The sequence below is a fragment of the Streptomyces sp. JLBG701 genome, from assembly GCF_058544905.1.
Genome location: NZ_CM178588.1, coordinates 11026792 through 11043495, shown reverse-complemented (window position 1 = coordinate 11043495; position 16704 = coordinate 11026792). Strand labels below are relative to the sequence as shown.

At 68.9% G+C, this 16704-nt stretch carries 17 protein-coding genes and 4 pseudogenes; 11 read left to right on the top strand and 10 right to left on the bottom strand.

The window, feature by feature from the left end:
- Positions 1-443: 443 nt before the first annotated feature.
- Both AC5DRG_RS50605 and AC5DRG_RS50600 read right to left on the bottom strand, forming a co-directional pair.
- Positions 444-1393 (bottom strand): annotated as a pseudogene (locus AC5DRG_RS50605) (IS481 family transposase).
- A 282-nt stretch (positions 1394-1675) separates the two neighbouring features.
- On the bottom strand, positions 1676-2401 hold the full coding sequence (locus tag AC5DRG_RS50600; protein WP_491807146.1) for an SDR family oxidoreductase: 726 nt from the start codon (positions 2399-2401) through the stop codon (positions 1676-1678).
- Between the two features lie 87 nt (positions 2402-2488).
- On the opposite strand from AC5DRG_RS50600, the gene AC5DRG_RS50595 reads away from it, so the two are divergent.
- Both AC5DRG_RS50595 and AC5DRG_RS50590 read left to right on the top strand, forming a co-directional pair.
- The gene (locus tag AC5DRG_RS50595) at positions 2489-3367 is read left to right on the top strand and encodes a LysR family transcriptional regulator (protein ID WP_491807144.1); all 879 of its coding nucleotides are present in this window, start codon (positions 2489-2491) and stop codon (positions 3365-3367) included.
- A 273-nt stretch (positions 3368-3640) separates the two neighbouring features.
- A pseudogene (locus tag AC5DRG_RS50590) lies at positions 3641-4339 on the top strand (UDP-N-acetylglucosamine--N-acetylmuramyl-(pentapeptide) pyrophosphoryl-undecaprenol N-acetylglucosamine transferase); the annotation flags it as partial.
- A 4-nt stretch (positions 4340-4343) separates the two neighbouring features.
- Here AC5DRG_RS50590 and AC5DRG_RS50585 read toward each other — a convergent pair.
- From AC5DRG_RS50585 to AC5DRG_RS50560, 6 genes and pseudogenes are all read right to left on the bottom strand, one after another.
- Positions 4344-4622: pseudogene (locus tag AC5DRG_RS50585) on the bottom strand (arsenate reductase/protein-tyrosine-phosphatase family protein); the annotation flags it as partial.
- A gap of 20 nt (positions 4623-4642) precedes the next feature.
- The gene (locus AC5DRG_RS50580) at positions 4643-5761 is read right to left on the bottom strand and encodes a DegT/DnrJ/EryC1/StrS family aminotransferase (protein ID WP_491807142.1); all 1119 of its coding nucleotides are present in this window, start codon (positions 5759-5761) and stop codon (positions 4643-4645) included.
- On the bottom strand, positions 5758-6717 hold the full coding sequence (locus AC5DRG_RS50575; RefSeq protein WP_491807140.1) for an ATP-grasp domain-containing protein: 960 nt from the start codon (positions 6715-6717) through the stop codon (positions 5758-5760). The genes AC5DRG_RS50580 and AC5DRG_RS50575 overlap by 4 nt, the downstream gene beginning before the upstream one ends.
- Before the next feature lie 5 nt (positions 6718-6722).
- Positions 6723-7736 (bottom strand): dTDP-glucose 4,6-dehydratase, encoded by a 1014-nt coding sequence (gene rfbB / locus AC5DRG_RS50570; protein ID WP_491807138.1) that lies wholly within the window; start codon positions 7734-7736, stop codon positions 6723-6725.
- Between the two features lie 220 nt (positions 7737-7956).
- Positions 7957-8400 (bottom strand): DUF6415 family natural product biosynthesis protein, encoded by a 444-nt coding sequence (locus AC5DRG_RS50565; protein WP_491807136.1) that lies wholly within the window; start codon positions 8398-8400, stop codon positions 7957-7959.
- Positions 8397-8690 (bottom strand): hypothetical protein, encoded by a 294-nt coding sequence (locus AC5DRG_RS50560; RefSeq protein WP_491807134.1) that lies wholly within the window; start codon positions 8688-8690, stop codon positions 8397-8399. Before AC5DRG_RS50560 ends, AC5DRG_RS50565 begins: the two co-directional genes overlap by 4 nt.
- 495 nt (positions 8691-9185) lie before the next feature.
- Between AC5DRG_RS50560 and AC5DRG_RS50555 the strand changes: the two genes are divergently transcribed.
- The 8 genes from AC5DRG_RS50555 (at position 9186) to AC5DRG_RS50520 (ending at position 14533) form a co-directional block, all read left to right on the top strand.
- Positions 9186-10169 (top strand): NsdA family TPR-like regulatory protein, encoded by a 984-nt coding sequence (locus AC5DRG_RS50555; RefSeq protein ID WP_491807133.1) that lies wholly within the window; start codon positions 9186-9188, stop codon positions 10167-10169.
- Positions 10170-10214: 45 nt separating this feature from the next.
- Positions 10215-10691: a hypothetical protein gene (locus AC5DRG_RS50550; RefSeq protein WP_491807131.1), complete on the top strand. Its 477-nt coding sequence runs from the start codon at positions 10215-10217 to the stop codon at positions 10689-10691.
- Between the two features lie 379 nt (positions 10692-11070).
- Entirely contained in the window at positions 11071-11496 is a 426-nt protein-coding gene (locus AC5DRG_RS50545; RefSeq protein ID WP_491807129.1) for a glycosyltransferase family protein, read from the top strand.
- A gap of 30 nt (positions 11497-11526) precedes the next feature.
- Positions 11527-12036 carry a P-loop NTPase family protein gene (locus tag AC5DRG_RS50540; RefSeq protein WP_491807127.1) on the top strand — a complete coding sequence of 170 codons (510 nt, stop codon included), beginning with the start codon at positions 11527-11529 and terminating at the stop codon, positions 12034-12036.
- A gap of 139 nt (positions 12037-12175) precedes the next feature.
- Positions 12176-12898, top strand: coding sequence for a phosphotransferase (locus AC5DRG_RS50535; RefSeq protein WP_491807125.1), 723 nt, complete (start codon positions 12176-12178; stop codon positions 12896-12898).
- On the top strand, positions 12850-13452 hold the full coding sequence (locus AC5DRG_RS50530) for an NAD-dependent epimerase/dehydratase family protein (RefSeq protein ID WP_491807123.1): 603 nt from the start codon (positions 12850-12852) through the stop codon (positions 13450-13452). Before AC5DRG_RS50535 ends, AC5DRG_RS50530 begins: the two co-directional genes overlap by 49 nt.
- Positions 13446-13808, top strand: a complete 363-nt coding sequence (locus tag AC5DRG_RS50525; RefSeq protein ID WP_491807121.1) for a GDP-mannose 4,6-dehydratase — start codon at positions 13446-13448, stop codon at positions 13806-13808. The genes AC5DRG_RS50530 and AC5DRG_RS50525 overlap by 7 nt, the downstream gene beginning before the upstream one ends.
- Entirely contained in the window at positions 13808-14533 is a 726-nt protein-coding gene (locus AC5DRG_RS50520; protein WP_491807119.1) for a 3-deoxy-manno-octulosonate cytidylyltransferase, read from the top strand. The genes AC5DRG_RS50525 and AC5DRG_RS50520 overlap by 1 nt, the downstream gene beginning before the upstream one ends.
- A 617-nt stretch (positions 14534-15150) precedes the next feature.
- Here the strand turns inward: AC5DRG_RS50520 and AC5DRG_RS50515 are convergent.
- Together AC5DRG_RS50515 and AC5DRG_RS50510 are read right to left on the bottom strand one after the other, a co-directional pair.
- Positions 15151-15531, bottom strand: a complete 381-nt coding sequence (locus AC5DRG_RS50515; protein WP_491807117.1) for a toxin Doc — start codon at positions 15529-15531, stop codon at positions 15151-15153.
- 2 nt (positions 15532-15533) lie between these two features.
- Positions 15534-15776 carry an antitoxin MazE7 gene (locus AC5DRG_RS50510; protein ID WP_491807115.1) on the bottom strand — a complete coding sequence of 81 codons (243 nt, stop codon included), beginning with the start codon at positions 15774-15776 and terminating at the stop codon, positions 15534-15536.
- A gap of 136 nt (positions 15777-15912) precedes the next feature.
- Here AC5DRG_RS50510 and AC5DRG_RS50505 point away from each other — a divergent pair.
- Positions 15913-16696, top strand: a pseudogene (locus AC5DRG_RS50505) (IS5 family transposase).
- Positions 16697-16704: the final 8 nt, after the last annotated feature.

Sequence of the window (16704 nt, the reverse complement as noted above, 5' to 3'; positions counted from 1 at the left end):
TCCACAGTGCTGGTATGGGCAAAGACGGGGTGCCCGACTGAAGCTGGCCATGCCCGCGGAGTGCGACACCGGGCCGCGGTCGTGCCTCAGGGTGCGGTGGTCCGCTGATGCCGGTGGCAAAGTCGACGGCGATGTTCTGCTCGTCGGTATGCCGTTCGCGGCACTGGCGGCAGCTGCGGCGAGCGAGGGCGAGGACCGAGGCGGTCCAAGCGGCCCGGACGGCTGATTGCCCGGAGTGCGGGGCGAGTTGGACGGTCGGCTTGGACCGCCCTGCCTCGGCTCGGTACTGCTCTCCCCACTGCCGCAAACGGTCCTGGCACCGCCAGCACACGGGACAACGCGAGGGGGGAGACCGCACGTTCCGCCTCGGCAGGGTGAGCGTGTGGTGTGTTGGTGCGAACACTTCCTGTCGTCAGAGGGCGTCAGTTGTCGAGTGGTCCCGCCTAGATGTATTGCCCTGTGAGGTTGGGGACGCGGCTGGCGGGTGGGAGCCCTTTGAGGGCGGTGTGTCTCCGGTGATGGTTGTAGGTATGGAGCCACATAGGGAACGCGTCGCGGCGTTCCTGCTCGCTGAGGTAGGGCTTGGCGTAGGCCCATTCGTCGAGGAGGGTGCGGTTGAAGCGTTCGACCTTCCCGTTGGTCTGTGGGCGGTAGGGGCGGGTGCGTTTGTGGGTGATCCCTGCGTCAGCCAGTTGGCCCAGGTATGCGAGCGGTAGCAAGAGCCGTTGTCGGTCAGGACGCGCTGGACGGTGATCCCGGCCTGGCTGAAGAAGTTCTGCGCCCGGGTCCAGAACGCGGCGGCGGTCTCCTTCTCCTCGTCCGCGAGGATCTCGCTGTAGGCCAGGCGGGAATGATCGTCGACAGCGTTGTGGAGGTAGCTGTAGCCCCCGCCGATCCGGTTCTTGCGACCGGCCTGGCGGCCCAGCACGTGATGGCCGCCCCCGTTGGGGATGTTGCCGAGCTTCTTGATGTCGACATGTATCAAGTCGCCTGGTGCGGCGTGCTCATAGCGTCGGATGACGCGGCCCGTGGCGCGGTCCAGATGCGCGAGCCGGGCGATGCGGTATCGGCTGAGTACGCGGTGCACGGTGGCGGGATTGAGGCCGAGCAGGTACGCGATGCGGGCGGGGCCCCAGCGGCGCAGGACGCGGACTTTGATGATGCGCCGCTCGGTGCGCGTCGGTGTCTGACGCGGGCTGAGGTGCGGGCGGCTGGAGCGATCCGTCATCCCAGCAGGTCCCTGCTCGCGGTACCGGTCGGCCCACCGTTTCGCTGTGGTGGGCGAGACTTGGAAGCGTTCTGCCGCGCGGCGCAGGGGCCATTGATCGTCGACGACGCACTGTGCCAGGCACAGGCGGCCGGTTTCGGTCAGGGGTGCGTTGCGGTGGACCATGCGGGTCTTTCTGGCTCAGGGGATGACGATGGCCGGGTGCACGAGTGATATCTCGTGCACCCGGCCGTTGGATGGGCGCCGTCAAGTGGTGAGGTTCGGCGGCGGGTTGTGAAAACGTGGGTGGGCTCGCGCGCAACGCGTGCGCTATTCGCGGGTCGCCAGCTCTCTCAGGCGGGGCTCACCGATCATGCTGAGCATGTCGGTGTCGTGTGGGGTCCACCCCAGTTCCTGGCGGGTGCGTGGCGCGCCTGTTGCCACCTCGGCGCTCTCGCACGCGCAGAGTCACCAGGCGACGGCTCCCTTGTCGTCGAAGAAGCCGCCTCGGGGGCCGTCGGCGGGCAGGGTGGCGAGGCGAAGGGCGATCGCGGCGCCCTGCTCGGGTGTTCGTTCCCCGGCGAATCCGGTGAAGTCGGTTGCGACGTACCCGGGGCATGCCACGTTCACGATGATGTTCGTGTCAGCGAATCGGCGGGCGTACTGTGCTGTGACGCTGTTGAGCATCGACTTGGAGGGTGCGTAGGCGGCCATGACCGGGCCGGTGTGCAGCGTCAACGAGCCCATGTTGCTGGACATGTTGACGATCCGGGGCGAGGCGGCACGGCTGAGCAGCGGGAGCATCGCGTTCGTCACCCGTACAACCCCGAACACGTTCGTTTCCAGGACCGTACGCAGGACGTCGAGGTCGAGGGTCGTGGGGTCCTGCGCCCCGTCCTCGAACCGGCCGGAGATTCCTGCATTGTTGACGAGGACGTCGAGTCGCCCGGCCTCCTTCTCGATACTCACCGCCGCTGCGGCGACACTGTCGTCGGAGGTGACATCGAGGGCGACTCCGAACGTATCTATGCCTGCGGCACGCAACCGCTCCACGGCCTCCTCGCGTCGGGCGTCGTCACGCGCCCCCACGGCGACGGTGAAGCCAAGGGATCCGAGACCCTGAGCGATGGTGAAGCCGATTCCCTTGTTCGCGCCGGTGACCAGCGCTGTCTTGGTGTTGTTCACGCTGCCCATGCTCAGCGCGCGGCGTCCGTTTCGTCCAATATCGATCAAGTACGCTGTGATACTCGGCGGGTATCACAAGGTGGATAGGGTATGTGCATGGACGACCTGGAGACCCGTGAGCTGCGGTACTTCGTTGCGGTCGCCGAGGAGCTGCACTTCGGGCGCGCGGCCCAGCGGCTCGGGATCGCGCAGCCACCGCTGTCGCGCGCCATCCGGCAGCTGGAACGTCGGCTCGGCGTCCAGCTTCTGGACCGGGACCGACGCGGGGTGGCCCTCACCGGCGCCGGCGGTGTGTTGCTGCGCGAAGCCCGGGTGTCCCTCGATGCGATCGCGGCTGCCGCGCGCCGGACCCGGCGGGCAGCGGATCTCCAGCAGCCCCTGGTACTGGTGACGAAAGCCGGCGCATCACACGAGCTGCTGCAACGGCTCCTCGCCTCGTCGGCAGCCGACACCGATACGGCGCCGGTCGAAGTCGTCCTGTGCGAGGTCGGTGAGCAGGCACGGTTCCTGCGTAGCGGGCGCGCGGATGTGGCCCTCATGCACCGGCCGGTCGACGACCTGGCCGGGTTCGATACCGAAGACCTCTGCACCGAAGGCCAAGTCGCCCTCCTCCCGTCGGGACACCCGCTCGCCGCACGTCCCCAGCTCACCCTCGCGGACGTCGGCAACGTGCCGGACCTTCCCATCGCCCGATGGCCCCGGCTCGACGGCTCCTACCCCGACGGCCCCGGGCCAGAGGTGCACACCCAGTCACAGCTCGCTCAGCTCGTCGCGCTCGGCAAGACCCTGCTCGTCATCCCTGCCTCCAGCCGCGCCTGGCAGTGGCCCGACCATGTGGCGGTGCCCGTCGTCGACGCCCCGGACATCACGACCGTGCTCGCATGGCCAGCCGGCCACCACTCATCGGCGCTCGCCGCACTGGGCCGAGCCGCGGCCGGGCTTCGCAACACGCCACCAGCTGCGCCCACGCGCTGAACGCCGACCCGCTCGCCTGATGCGACTGTTCGCCATCGCCGAGAAGCTGTCATGCGGACGGCACCCCCGCCCTCGCTCAGGATGTCAACGGGGGCCCAACCAGAGCTATATCGTCACCAACCTCTGTGGACAGAACACCTAGGGCAATGAACAGGCCGGGGTGCCGCCTAGGGGTCCAGCCATAGCGGCTCCCACGACCCGGGCCAGGACGGCGAGCGCCTGTTGTTGCTGTCCGAACGGCGATGCCGCAGGCGGTCGCGCTAGTCTCCTCGGGTGGTCGACTTCCTCCCTGGCAGCGCCGGCAACCCCTCGGCACCCTTCCGCCTGATCGTCACAGGCGGTGGGACTGGCGGACATACGTATCCGGCCCTCACAGCGGTGCGGACTCTGCAGGTACGTCTGGCCACTACGGGCAGCGGACTTGAGGTGCTCTGGGTGGGCACAGCAAGCGGTCTGGAAGCCCGAGTCGCCGCCGCTGAGGGCATCCCGTTCGCCGAGGTGGCCACAGGCAAGATCCGTCGTTCGAAGAATCCGCTGAAGCTGGTCTCGCCAGCCAACGTGAGGGACATGACGAACGTGCCGCGCGGTGTCGGCCAGGCACGGAAGATCGTCGCTGATTTCCGGCCGGACGTGGTGCTCGCCACGGGCGGATATGTGGCTGTGCCGGTCGGGCTGGCGGCGAAGATGTGCCGGCGCCCCCTGGTCGTGCACGAGCAGACCGTGCGTCTCGGCCTGGCCAACAAGGCCCTCGCGCGAGCGGCGGCCGTCTTCGCCGTGTCCTCGGAGTCCACGCTCCCGCTGTTGCCTGAGGCGGCTCGGGCCAGCGCCGTGGTGACCGGTAACCCGGTGCGGCCTGAGGTGCTCGCGGGGCAGGCCGACAAGGCGGTCCACGCCCTGTCGTTGACGGACTTCGACCGCTCGTTGCCGACGGGTCGGGTACGTCGCGGTCGCCCAGGTAGAGCGCGAGTCGACCGGCCGCGTCCTTGTCGGACAGCTCGTGCAGGGCCGCCAGGTTCGAGGCGTCCATGGCCAGGATGGTGTCGGCCCAGTGCATCAGGTCGTGGTCGACATGGCGGGCGCGGTGCCTGCTGAGGTCGTAGCCGTGCTGGGCGGCGGCCTCGACCATGGTGAGGTGGGCGGGTTTGCCGGTCCACTTGTCCCGGATGCCTGCGGACCGTACCTCGACTGTTTCGCCGCCGAGTTGAGTGAGTACGGCGGCGGCGATCGGGGATCGGCAGATGTTGCCGTAGCACACGGTCAGGATGCGGCGGCGGTTCACCGCACCCGCTCCAGGACCTGGTCCAGCAGTGACACCACAGCACCTGCGTCCGTAGGGGTCAGGGCCGGGTGGAAGGGCAGGCTCAGGATCTCCTGGCCGAGTTGCTCGGTGACGGGCAGGTCTCGCCGCCAGCGGGCGAACGCGGGTTGGAGGTGGTTGGGCGGGTAATGCACGCCGACTCCGATACCTCGGCCGGTCAGGATGGCGTGCACCTTGTCGCGCTGCGGTACGCGGACGACGCAGTTGAACGGGACGCTGCGGTCGATGTCGACGTCGACCAGGTCCACGCCGATGTCCGCCAGGCTGGCCGCGTAGGCCCGCCACAGTTCCTGGCGCCGCCGGGCGACGGTCGGGAACTGCTGGAGTTGGGCGATCCCGATGGCTGCGTGCACCGCCGACATGGTGGCGCGAAGTCCGTAGCGGGCAACGTCGTAGGTCGTGGTGCGGATGCGCTCGGTCTGCGGTTGGCTGATGCCGAGGGTGCGCAGTTCCCGGAGGGTGTCGGCTTCGTCGGGCCTACGTGGCACGATGGCGCCGCCCTCAATACAGGTCAGATTCTTGATCGGGCCGAAGCTGAAGCAGGTCAGATCGCCGGTGGCACCGACGTGCACGGTGCCGGCGTGGGAGCCGAAGGCATGTGCCGCGTCCTCGATGACGGCGATATTCCCCTCTTGGAGTACGGGGCGGATGCCGGACAAGTCGACGGCCTGACCGCCGTAGAGGACGGGTAGGACCGCACGTGTCGCCGGGGTCAGGGCGTCCCCCACGACAATGCTGTTGATGCACAGGGTGTGGGGGCTGACCTCGACGAAGCGTGGGGCGGCGCCGACGGACACGATCGCCTGGATGGTCGCGCAGAACGTCTGTGACGGCACGATGACCTCGTCGCCCGGCCCGACACCGGCGGCCAGCAGGGAGAGTTGGAGGGCGGCGGTGCAGGAGGCGACCGCCACCACGTCCGGGACGCCGAGGTATTGCGCGAGCTCGGCCTCGAACCGTTCGGTGATCTCGGAGTGTCCGTACTGGCCGATGCGCATGGCCTCGGCGGCTGCCCCGAATTCCGGGCCATGCAGGAACGGACGTGCGTTGCGGGTGACTTCGGCGGACAGCGTCATCGGGTGGTTTCCCTGTCTCGTAGGCTCAACGTCTCGAAGCACTTGGTGAGGAAGACGCCGGGTTTGTAGGTGAGCCGGTCGTGGTCGACCGGGCGGCCGAAGAGGCCGTTGACGGTTTGCTCGACGAGCGCGGCACCGGCCGCTTCGGTGCACGGGAAGGCGCCTGCGATACGGGCGTTGATCTCGGTGAGAGTGACCTGGTCGCCGGAGACAAAGCCCTGCACGCAGCACACGCCCACCATGTCGACGGCTTCCAGGGCGTGCGTCACCTGGTCGGTCACCGTCTGGTCGTGGAAGGTGGCCGACACCATCGACAGGCCGGCCTTCACCAGCAGCCGCCATCGCGGGATGACCGAGATGCGGCCCGAGCGGTCGATGAGGCAGTCCGCAGTGAACTCCCTGCCGGTGATGTGCTCTTGAACGATCGGGTCCGGTACCAGTTCACACAGGACGCGGGCCTGCTGCCGGGTGTGGCAGACGTGGACGTGCTTCGCGCCCTGACCCCGCCGAGGCTTGACGACCAGCAGCCCGTCCCGCAGGTCGTCGATCGCCTCGGGACCGACGCTCCGCGGCGTGAGAATGCCGTGCCGGGTCATGGCCTCGTGGAAGCGGGCCTTGTCCCCGCACACCTGCACCGCGCTCAAGCTGGGCAGCCAGGTGCGTACGCCCAGGGCTCCGAGGGGTGCTTGCAGGGTGGTCAGCGTCGGCAGTTCGGCCTCGACTGTGGACAGCAGCCCGTGGGGTCGCAGTGTGCGGCACACGTGCAGCAACCGGGCCGCGTAGTCGGGATGTCCGGCAGGCGGGAGGGTGCGGGCGGTGATGCCGTCCAGGGCGAGTCCGTACGCGAGAGGGTCGCTGTCGGCGCCGATGACCTTGTAGCCGAGCCGGACCAGGCTGCGGGCGAGGTCGAAGCCGGGCGCGCCACCGATGCCGGTGACGAGGATGCGCTGGGCCACTTGTCTCACGCGCCTTCCGGGGCGGGAACGCGGACCTGCTCCACCGGAACCTGCGGGTTACGCAGCAGAGGTGCCCAGCGTCCGGGGTTGAACCGGTACCAGTCAGCGGTCGCTTGGAGGCCCGACTCCAGGGGGCGGGTCGGCTGGTAGCCGAGTTCGTGCGTGATCTTCGACCAGTCCATGGCATAGCGCAGGTCGTTGGCCCGGCGGTCGGGCACGTACGTCACCGCGCTCCAGTCGGCGCCGCACACCCGCAGGATGTGGTCGGTGAGCTCCTTGTTGGTGAGGTCCGTGCCGCCGCCGATGTTGTAGACCTGGCCGGGGGTGCCGGAGCGCAGGACAAGTTCGATGCCGGCGCAGTTGTCCTCGACGTGGAGCCAGTTGCGTACGTGCTGGCCGCGGCCGTGGAGCGTGACCGGCTCGCCCTTCAGTAGCCGTGTCACGAACAGGGGGATGATCTTCTCCGGGTGCTGGCAGGGGCCGTAATTGTTGGAGGACCTCGTGATGCACACCGGCACCTCGTAGGTCTGGAAGTAAGACAGGGCCACCAGGTCACCGGCCGCCTTCGATGCCGCGTAGGGCACGCTCGGCCGCAGCGGCGCCGGCTCGTCGGCCGCGCCCGTCAGGAGCGGGCCGTACACCTCGTCGGTGGAGACGTGTACGAACTTGTCCACGCCCAGGCGGGAGGCGGCATCCAGGAGCGTGCGTGTGCCGAGGACGTTCGTGGTCAGGAAGTTGCCCGCCTCGTAGAAGGAGCGGTCGACGTGGGACTCCGCGGCGAAGTGGACGATGTGGCTGCTCCGGCGTACGAGGTCGTCCACCAACTCGGCGTCCAGGATGTTCCCTTCGACGAAGTCCAGCTTCGGGTCGAGGAAGGCTTCGCCGAGGTCCTCGATGTGGCCGGCGTAGGTGAGTGCGTCGAGGACGGTGACCGTGGCCACGTCCTCGGACCGCAGGAGACGCTTGACGAAGTGGGAGCCGATGAAGCCCGCACCGCCTGTGACGAGCACTGTGCGCATAGTGCCTCTCCCAACGTGACGATCGATGGGTGTGCCTCCTCTGCCGACCGGCAGGGGGATACTGTCGGCAGAGGGGACGGGGCTGGCTCGGGGGCGTACACCGGCCATGGCGAACAGCCGATGGACACGCCCCCTGCCAGGCGCCGAAAACCGCTCTTCGGGCGCGAGCCCGGGGAGAGGGCTCAGGTGGCGCTGGTGCGCCAGGTCCCGCAGCGGCAGATCACGCCGCCTCCTTCAGGCAGTGCGATGCGACCAGCCGCTCCAGCAACTCGTTGGCGGCCCAGCCCATCCGACGGAGGTGGCCCACGGCCTGCCGGTGGTCGCCGGGCATGTCCTGCGAGCGAACCGTGCGCGCCCGGTCGATGAGCTGGGCTGCCTGCTCGTCACGCCGGTCCGCTTCTGCGACGACGGCGATGTCCACGAGCCGCATGAGGTGTCCGCGGAGCCGCTGACCGAGTTCCTCCAGGTCCTCCTCCTGCGGCATGAGGCCGTCGAACACGTCCGCGATGTCGTCCAGCAGGGCGCCACCGTCGAACGGCTGCCATGTGCGCGCCTTCTCCAGAACGAGCGCGAGGGCTTTGTGATCGAGCGGGGGCTCCCACGCCTCTACAGGACCGCACCAACTCGACCCGGAGGCTCCTTGGTTGGTGCACGACCCGCTCACCGGCCCGGCTCCTCGCCCACGGTCTCCATCACAGCCGCAGCCTGAAGCGCGGAGGCGAGGCTGCCGATCGCGGTGTGGCCCGGCGCGCTGGTCGGCTCGACCACCCAGCGAAGCAGTCCGTCCCATCCCGGAGGCGCCAGGACGACCCAGGATCCGGGTCCGAGCGCACGGGTGCCGTCCTGCCTCCAATCAAGGGCAGTACCCGGCGGGACCAGAAAGTACGTCCTGTTGCTGCACTGGTCGTGCAGCACGGGCCCCACCGAAATCCCGGAGGCTTCCAGGTACCGCACCGCACGCACCCCCACGTCGGCGTCGACGCAAATGGCATCCCAGTCCACACCGGACGCAAGTAGCCTCGGTTGGTGGAGACTTCGCACCCAGGCGGGCGCGGTGGGGGTTGTCTGCTGGGTCCGCATCGAAGTCGTTCCCTCCTTGGACGAACACCGGCTGGCGGCCGGTGCGTGAAGCCGTGTCCTGAGGGAAACGCTGCTGGCAGGAGAGCGGCCAGCGTTGACGCATGGCGATCATGCGCGTATGCGCAGGACGCATGTCCGGGTTCACAAACCGGTGGCCCGATCCTTACCGTGAGGAGCAGGCAGACATGAACTGGTCGGAAGGCGCCGCCCGGGAGGCATCCAGGGCCGGCGACTACGGACGGGTCATCGAGCTGGCCCGAACGGCTGCCCGAATGGCCCAGCGGCAGCTCGGTGATGCCTGCGTCCTGTCACAGTCCGCGATCTCCCGGATGGAGAAGCGGGGCGTCGGCGACTACAACATGACCTCCAGTGCAACGGCGTCAGTTCCTCGCCGGGGCCCTCGCGACCGCGACGACCCCGGCCCTGCAAGGCTCATCGCCTCGACTCCCCAATTGGGGAGTCGAGCAGGCCGACGTGCTGCGCGTCGCCACCACCGCGTACCGGCGCATGGATGCCACCGTCCCGGCCCGTCAGCTCCTGGACACGGTGCAGGGCCACATGCGCCTGGTGCGTACAGTCGCCGCGCAGGCGCCGGATCAAGCCAGCCGGGCCCGGCTGGCGGCGGCGGGAAGCGAAGTGGCCAGCCTGGCAGGCTGGTTGAGCTGGGACCTGGCGGACGCGGGCTCAGCTCGCACTTGGTACGGCTCGGCGATCAATGCCGCCCGACGCTCCGGCGACCGGCTGCTGATCGCCTACCAGCAGGGCAGCCTCGCCCAGTTCGAGGTCGAAGCCGGCAACGTCGCCCAGGGCCTGAGCCTGATCCAGAGCGCCCGTCGCCAACTCGGCAGTGAATGCCCCGCGATCGCCGCCGCCTGGCTGTCCGCCCTGGAAGCGGTCGCCCACGCCACCGCAGGCGACGAGCGCGCCGCGGATCGATCCCTCCTGGCCAGCGCGGCCGAGGCCGAGCAGATACCCGGCGAGGATGCACCGCCCTGGCCCTGGGTATTCGCCTTCGACCAGCGCAAGGTCGCCGCCGCACGTGTCACCTGCGGTGCCCGCCTCGCCCGGCCCCGCTGGGTCCTCACCTCCCTGGACGACGCCACCGCGGCCCTGTCCTCCAGCCACGAGAAGCAACGCGCCCTGCTCGGCCTGGACGTGGCCAGCGGCCACATGGCCTCCGGCCACCTCGACACCGCCTTCGCACTGGCCACCCACGCCCTCGACACCGGCCTACGGCTGCGCTCCGGACGAGTAGTCGAACGCGCCCGCGCCTTCCGCCGCAGCTACTCCTCGCCGACCCCACCGACCGTCGTCCGCGACTTCGACGCGCGCTTGCACGACGCCTACCTGTAGACCTGTAATCGCTGTCCCCAGACGAGAAGTTGGAGCCCTTCACCCATGAGAGTCGGGATCACCGGACACCGCGGCCTGTCCCCCGAGGTCGAACAGCAGGTTCGCCTCGCCCTCACCGAGGCCGTCAAGGAGTACGACGCGACCGGCCTGGTCGGTCTCAGCTACATCGCCGACGGCCCGGACTCCTGGTTCGCCCAGGCCGTACTCGACCACGGCGGCGACATCGAGGTCGTCCTCCCCGCCGAGCAGTACCGCGCGGACCTCCCCGACTGGCACCACCCGACCTACGACGAATTCCTCGCCCGCGCAACCCAGATCCACCGCACCGGGCTCGACTCCTCCGGCTCCGACGCCCACATGGCCGGCAGCGAACTCCTCGTCGACCAGGCCGACGAACTCCTCGCCATCTGGGACGGCCAACCCGCCCGCGGCTACGGCGGCACCGCCGACGTCGTGACCTACGCCCGGGAGAAGGGCGTGCCCGTACGGATCATCTGGCCCGAGGGGGCAACAAGGGACTGACCGCCTCTCCGCCGCCAGCCGTTGACCTGCCCGGTCACGCCACCCGTGCGGTCGTGATCAGCGCCGCCGTGCTTGCGTCAGGTGCGGGGCCGTATCGACGGCTGCTTTGTGGGCCGGAGTGTCGAGGCGCTGTGCTGCGCCAGCCGCTCCGCTCACGCATCGCTCACGCAAGCCGTTCCGACGGCGTTCCCGTCATGCAACGCGTACTGCCCGAGCAACACAAAAGGCCAGGTCACGGGCTATATGACCTGGCCTTCACCGGAGCCCCCTGGCAGGCACGAACCGACCCCCCGCGCTCACCTACATCGGCAACCAGTACGACCGGGACGAAGCCTTCGACCGCTACTTCGCCCCCGGCGCGCGGCACGTCTCGCACGCCGTGGCGGGCAAGTGGCAGGACACCGCCCGCTGGCCCCAGGTCACCTTCCTCGGCCACCACGGCTTCCACGACTCCATGACGCTGTACGAGAGGGCACTGGCCACAGTCCTGCTGCTGCCCCAGCGTTACGCCCGAGCCGGACAGATGACCCAACGCATCTTCGAAGCCGTCCTGTCCGGCTGCCTGCCACTCTGCCCTGCGGAGATCCACCACGCCGAACACTTCGTCCCGGACCCGCTCCTCGTACGGAACGGCTCGGACGTCGTACGCACGCTGCGCCGACTCCGCACTGATGCCGGCACCGAGACGCACGCCCGGCTGCTCGCGGACTGTGTATCGCGTCTCGAACCGTTCCGGCTCAGTCGGCAGATCAAGGTGCTCCACGGCCTCCTGGACACCCTCGCCCCTGCCGGAGCCGTCCGATGAACCCACTCCGTCCCCCTACCCTGGAGCACCATGAAGAGGGTCGCGATCGTCGGCTGCGGAGGCAGCGGCAAGTCATACGTCGCCCGGGAGCTCGGCCGCCTGCTCGGCGCCCCGGTGACGCACCTGGACGCGGTCTACTACGACGACGACTGGAACGAACTGCCCAAGGACAAGTTCGCGGACCTGCAGCGCGACCTGGTCGCCGTCCCGAGCTGGGTGATCGACGGCAACTACAACTCAAGCCTCCAGATCCGACTGGAAGCCTGCGACACCGTAGCGTTCATGGACCTGCCCACGCTGACCTGCCTCCGGGGCGTCCTGTCCCGACAGCTCCGCCACGGCCATGGCCAGAACAAAGGCAACGGGATCTACAACCGCATCCACATGGGCGTGATCCGCTACGTCCTCTCGTACCGCCGCAAGATGCGCCCGCGCGTGCTCGCGAAGATCGACGAGTACGCACGGGGCCACGCGCAGGTCGTCATCCTCACGAGCCGACACGGCGTCCGGCGCTGGCTCAGCGAGACGGCGGCCGGGTAGCGGGCACCGCGGACGTCACTGCTGCACGCCCGGGCCACCTCTCAAGACCGGGCGGACCTTCACCAAGGCATACGCCACCGAGGCGCGGCGCGTGACGGCCCTGCGCAACCACGCATGGCTCAGCCGCCATGCCGGCCCCATGACACTGCCCCCGATCACCGGGACACGACTGAGGGAGCTGACGTTCGCATGGGCCGACGGCCGACACGCGAAGTCCCGCGACCTCGAACGAATCGCCGGCCACCTGGGCTCATGCCACGAAGCGGCATGGCGCAGCAGCCTGCACAAAGCCCGGCTCACGACGGCGTATGTGTCGGACGGCCACGTCCTCGCGGGCTTCGTAGGCCCACGCACCACGACCCTCTGCCAACGCTTCCGTGATGGCTACATCGCCTCGCCCCAAGCCCTGGACGCCACCCTCACCCTCCTGCACCGGACGGCGGACAGCCCAGCCGCCTTCTACAAGGACACCAACCCCCGCAACATCCTGATAACCCCTGCCGGTTCACCGGTCACCGTCGACACCGATGACCTCACCCTGGCCCCATTCGGCTACGACCTGGCGAAGCTCGTCGTCACCCTGTCCATGACGTACGGCCCTCTCCCGCTCGCCCTGATCGACCAGGCCCTCACCGCGTACAACGCGGCCGCCGCCACCCACCACCCCCAACTGGGCGAGACCACCATCACCCAGCTCATGGAGTACGCCGAACTCCACGCCATCCTCACCGCGCCCTACCTGGGCCGCGGGGGCTACCGCTGGCCCTGGACACGCGTACGCCCGACACCGACACCGACGCCCCGGAGCCGTACATGCACCTGCCCCACCCCACCCCACAGCATCTCCGTCGGGTCGTCGTGACGGGCGCGGCCGGTTTCATCGGCTCGCACTTGAGCCGAGCGCTCCTGGAAGCGGGCACTACCGTGATCGGCGTAGACCGCCGGGACCGGCAGCTGGACGCTCTGGCGGCCGCGAACCTCACCGAGCTCGTCGCGTTCCCGCACTTCGTCCCGCTCACAGCGGACCTGCTGACCTGCCCCCTGGACCCGGTGCTGCTCGACGCCGACGCCGTCTTCCATCTCGCCGCACTCCCCGGCGTACGCCCCTCTTGGGGACCCAAGTTCGACGCCTACGTCGCCGCGAACATCCAGAGCACACAGAGGATCACGGCCGCAGCGTCCCGCCTCCGCATCCGGCGCGTGGTCCTCGCCTCCTCATCCAGCGTGTACGGCGCGACCGACGGCTCCCCGAGCAGAGAGACCGACCGCCCCGCCCCGCTCTCGCCCTACGCGGTCACGAAGCTCGCAGCCGAGCAACTGTGCCTCGCCCACACGGCCCGCCCCGACACGTCGACCACCGTCATCGCCTCCGCTACTTCACCGTCTACGGCCCGCGCCAACGCCCCGACATGCTGATCCACCGAGCCCTCACGGCAGCGCTCCACCTTTTTGGCGACGGCCTTCAGCAACGGGACTTCACATACGTTGACGACGTCGTACGCGCCACGATCGCGGCATCCCTTGCGGGCACGGCCAACACCGTGGTCAACGTGGGTGCCGGATGCAGCACTTCCATATCCGACGTACTCGACGTCGCCCACCGGCTCACCGGCCGCCCGGTCCCCGTGGTGCGGGCAGCCGCCCGAGCCGGAGACGTCCCGGCCACCCTCGCGGACATAACTCAGGCCCGCGACGTACTCGGCTGGAAGCCGGAGGCGCCACTGACAGACGGCATGGAACAGCAACTCCGCCACCTGAAGGAGTCCAGCTGATGCCCCGTGTCGTCGCCGTGATCCCCTGCCGCTACGGCTCCACCCGCTTCCCTGGGAAGCCCCTCGCCGAGCTGGCCGGCATGCCGCTGATGTGGCACGTCCACCAGCGGTGCCTCAAGGCCCGGCACGTCGACGAGACCGTCATTGCCACCGACGACGAACGGATAGCCGACGCCTGCGCACAGCTCGACATCCCGCACCGGATGACCGGCGAACACCCCACCGGCACGGACCGCGTGGCCGAGTGCGCCGAATCCCTGGAAGCCGACGTCATCGTCAACGTCCAAGGGGACGAGCCCTTCATCTCACCGACTGCCATCGACGCCGTCATCACGGTTCTCCTGGCACCCACGACTCCGCCTCCCGCAGTTGCGAACGCCTACACCGAAATCGACTGCCCGGCCGCCGTGATCGACCACAACGTGGTCAAGGTGGCGCTCCGCGACGACGGCACAGCGCTCGCCTTCTCTCGCCAACCTATCCCGTACCCGAAGGGCCATCGCCCCACCTACCTGCGTCAACTCGGCATCTACGCCTTCACACCAGAAGTTCTGCGCGCTGTCACGCGTCTCCGACCCGGTCCGGTCGAGTTTGCCGAGGGCATCGAGATGCTCCGCTTCTTGGAGCATTCGCATCCGGTGACCATGGTTCGCGTGGAGCACGAGGGCATCGCGGTTGACACCCCGGAAGATCTGGAGCGTGCACAGGCGTTGCTGCGAGCATGAACGTTCGGCTCGCTCATCGCCGCCGACACCGGGCAGAGTCCTTGCCGACGTCGAACTGCGCCGGAACACCCCCACGTCGGCGGGAAGCACCTGCTGGTCCGCACGTTCGGCCTCAAGGTCGTCGGAACACCCCCGCGGACGCGGGGGTGTTCCGCGCTCCAGTACGGTGCGCTGCCCGGGGCCGGGGTCCTTCCCGCCGACGCGGGGGTGTTCCGCTGGGCGACGACCGGTCACTGAGCAGCGTGCATCGTGAAATCGCGGGTCACGGGCCTGGTGTGAGTGGCGATTTGGGTACTCGTGCAGGTCGGCGGCTGATGACTATGCCGTAGATCATCGGGCAGGTCCGGTTCCGATGTGGGGGGCGCGGGCGGCGGACGAGCCGTCGCGGACCACCTCGCCTGTGAGGTTGCCGTTGGCTCCTGAGCCGAGGAACAGGACGAGCTTGGCGACGTCGTCCGCGTCGGACAGGCGGCGGGTGGGCGTGCCGGCGGCCAGCTTGTCGGTGATGAACTTGGGGATGGGCGCTGGAGTGGGGCGGCGCGTACCAGGCGACCACAGCCGGGCTTCCGGCGGGGCGTGCCGGTTTCAACGGTGCCGATGGCCTGGGCGCGGCCGGCCTACTCGCTCCTGCGCCAGGAGCGGAGCCGGTCGGCGATGTCGTAGACGGTCAGTCGCAGCGCGCGAATGTCGGTGATCAGGTCGCGCCACTGCTCGTACGGCGCGTCGACCGTCTCCCCGGAGGCCTCGATGTACGCCACGGCCACGCCGTAGCCGAAGAACTCGTTGCGTGCCGGCAGCGGCCGCAGCAGGACGATCTGCTCCATCAGCGCTGCGGCCCGCCAGTAGGCATCCGGTGAACCCTCCTCCAGCTGCGGGGTGTTCACGCGGTGCCGGGCTACCGCGGCCACAAGAGCCGAGTAGTCGATGACGGTGAGGTCCTTGCCGAGGAGTTCCTCCTGGCGGTCGAGGAGCCACCGGACGTCGACGTGCAGGTCCACTCTCAGGCCGCCCGGTGGTGCGTGGAGACGGGCAGGCCGCCGAAGTCATGGTCGAAGGCCTCGGCGAACCCGGGCCGGCGGACGGCCGCACGGAAGGCGTCGGTCGCCCGGCCCAGGTTGGCCTGGTTCTCCTCAGCGACGGCCAGCTCGGCCAGGTAGGCACGCACACTCATGCCGCGTGCCGCGGCGAGGGCCGCGAACCGGTCCCGGGTTTCCATGTCGATCTTGACGGTGGTGTCAGCCATGCCCTCAGTATGCATCCAGGAATACCTCGGTGAATATGTATCGCCGAAACAAGGTGGGACAGCTTCTCAGAACTCCTAACGAAATGATCTTCGAGCTGGTTGGATCACTCCGGGACTGACGACCTGGGGGTGTGCGGTGGCGCGGCCGAAGCCGTGGGAAGTCGAAGACGAGCTGTGGGCGGTGATCGAACCGCTGCCGCCCAAGGTGGAGTGTCGGACGCGGCATCCGGGACGCAAACGGCATCCTGACCGGTTGGTCTTCCAGGGCGTCCTGTTCGTGCTGTGCACCGGGATCGCCTGGGAACATCTGCCGCAGGAACTCGGCTTCGGGTCGGGAATGACCTGCTGGCGCCGCCTGGCCGAGTGGACCGAGGCAGGTGTATGGCCCCAGCTGCACGGGGTCCTCCTCGCCGAACTCTGCAGCGCGAATGCCCTCGATTTCTCCCGTGCAGCCGTCGACGGCTCCCACATCCGGGCGTTGAAGGGAGGCGCCAAGACTGGACGAAGCCCGGTGGACCGCGGGAGGACAGGCAGCAAACACCACCTGATCACCGACGCCACCGGCATCCCGCTCGCCGCCACCCTGACTGGGGGCAACCGCAACGATGTCACCCAGCTGATCCCGCTCCTCCAAGCCGTGCCGCCCGTGCGCGGCAAGCGCGGCCGGCCCCGACGCCGCCCCGACGTGGTGGTGGCCGACCGCGGCTACGACCACGACAAATACCGCCGACTGGTCTGGGTCCTCGGGGTGAAGCCGCTGATTGCCCGCCGTGGCACCGAGCACGGCTCCGGACTGGGCACCCAACGCTGGGTCGTGGAGCGCGCGTTCGCCCATTTGCATTGGTTCCGCCGCTTGCACTCTTGGATGCGCACTCATCTGCTGGAGACGCCTGATGCGTTCGCGTAGGTGTGCTGGGTGAGACGACGT

Coding starts and splice junctions, on each gene's coding strand:
- AC5DRG_RS50600 (WP_491807146.1), bottom strand. CDS start 2,401: ATGGGCAGCGTGAACAACACCAAGACAGCGCTGGTCACCGGCGCGAAC.
- AC5DRG_RS50595 (WP_491807144.1), top strand. CDS start 2,489: ATGGACGACCTGGAGACCCGTGAGCTGCGGTACTTCGTTGCGGTCGCC.
- AC5DRG_RS50580 (WP_491807142.1), bottom strand. CDS start 5,761: ATGACGCTGTCCGCCGAAGTCACCCGCAACGCACGTCCGTTCCTGCAT.
- rfbB (WP_491807138.1), bottom strand. CDS start 7,736: ATGCGCACAGTGCTCGTCACAGGCGGTGCGGGCTTCATCGGCTCCCAC.
- AC5DRG_RS50550 (WP_491807131.1), top strand. CDS start 10,215: ATGAGAGTCGGGATCACCGGACACCGCGGCCTGTCCCCCGAGGTCGAA.
- AC5DRG_RS50540 (WP_491807127.1), top strand. CDS start 11,527: ATGAAGAGGGTCGCGATCGTCGGCTGCGGAGGCAGCGGCAAGTCATAC.
- AC5DRG_RS50535 (WP_491807125.1), top strand. CDS start 12,176: ATGACACTGCCCCCGATCACCGGGACACGACTGAGGGAGCTGACGTTC.
- AC5DRG_RS50530 (WP_491807123.1), top strand. CDS start 12,850: ATGCACCTGCCCCACCCCACCCCACAGCATCTCCGTCGGGTCGTCGTG.
- AC5DRG_RS50525 (WP_491807121.1), top strand. CDS start 13,446: ATGCTGATCCACCGAGCCCTCACGGCAGCGCTCCACCTTTTTGGCGAC.
- AC5DRG_RS50520 (WP_491807119.1), top strand. CDS start 13,808: ATGCCCCGTGTCGTCGCCGTGATCCCCTGCCGCTACGGCTCCACCCGC.
- AC5DRG_RS50510 (WP_491807115.1), bottom strand. CDS start 15,776: ATGGCTGACACCACCGTCAAGATCGACATGGAAACCCGGGACCGGTTC.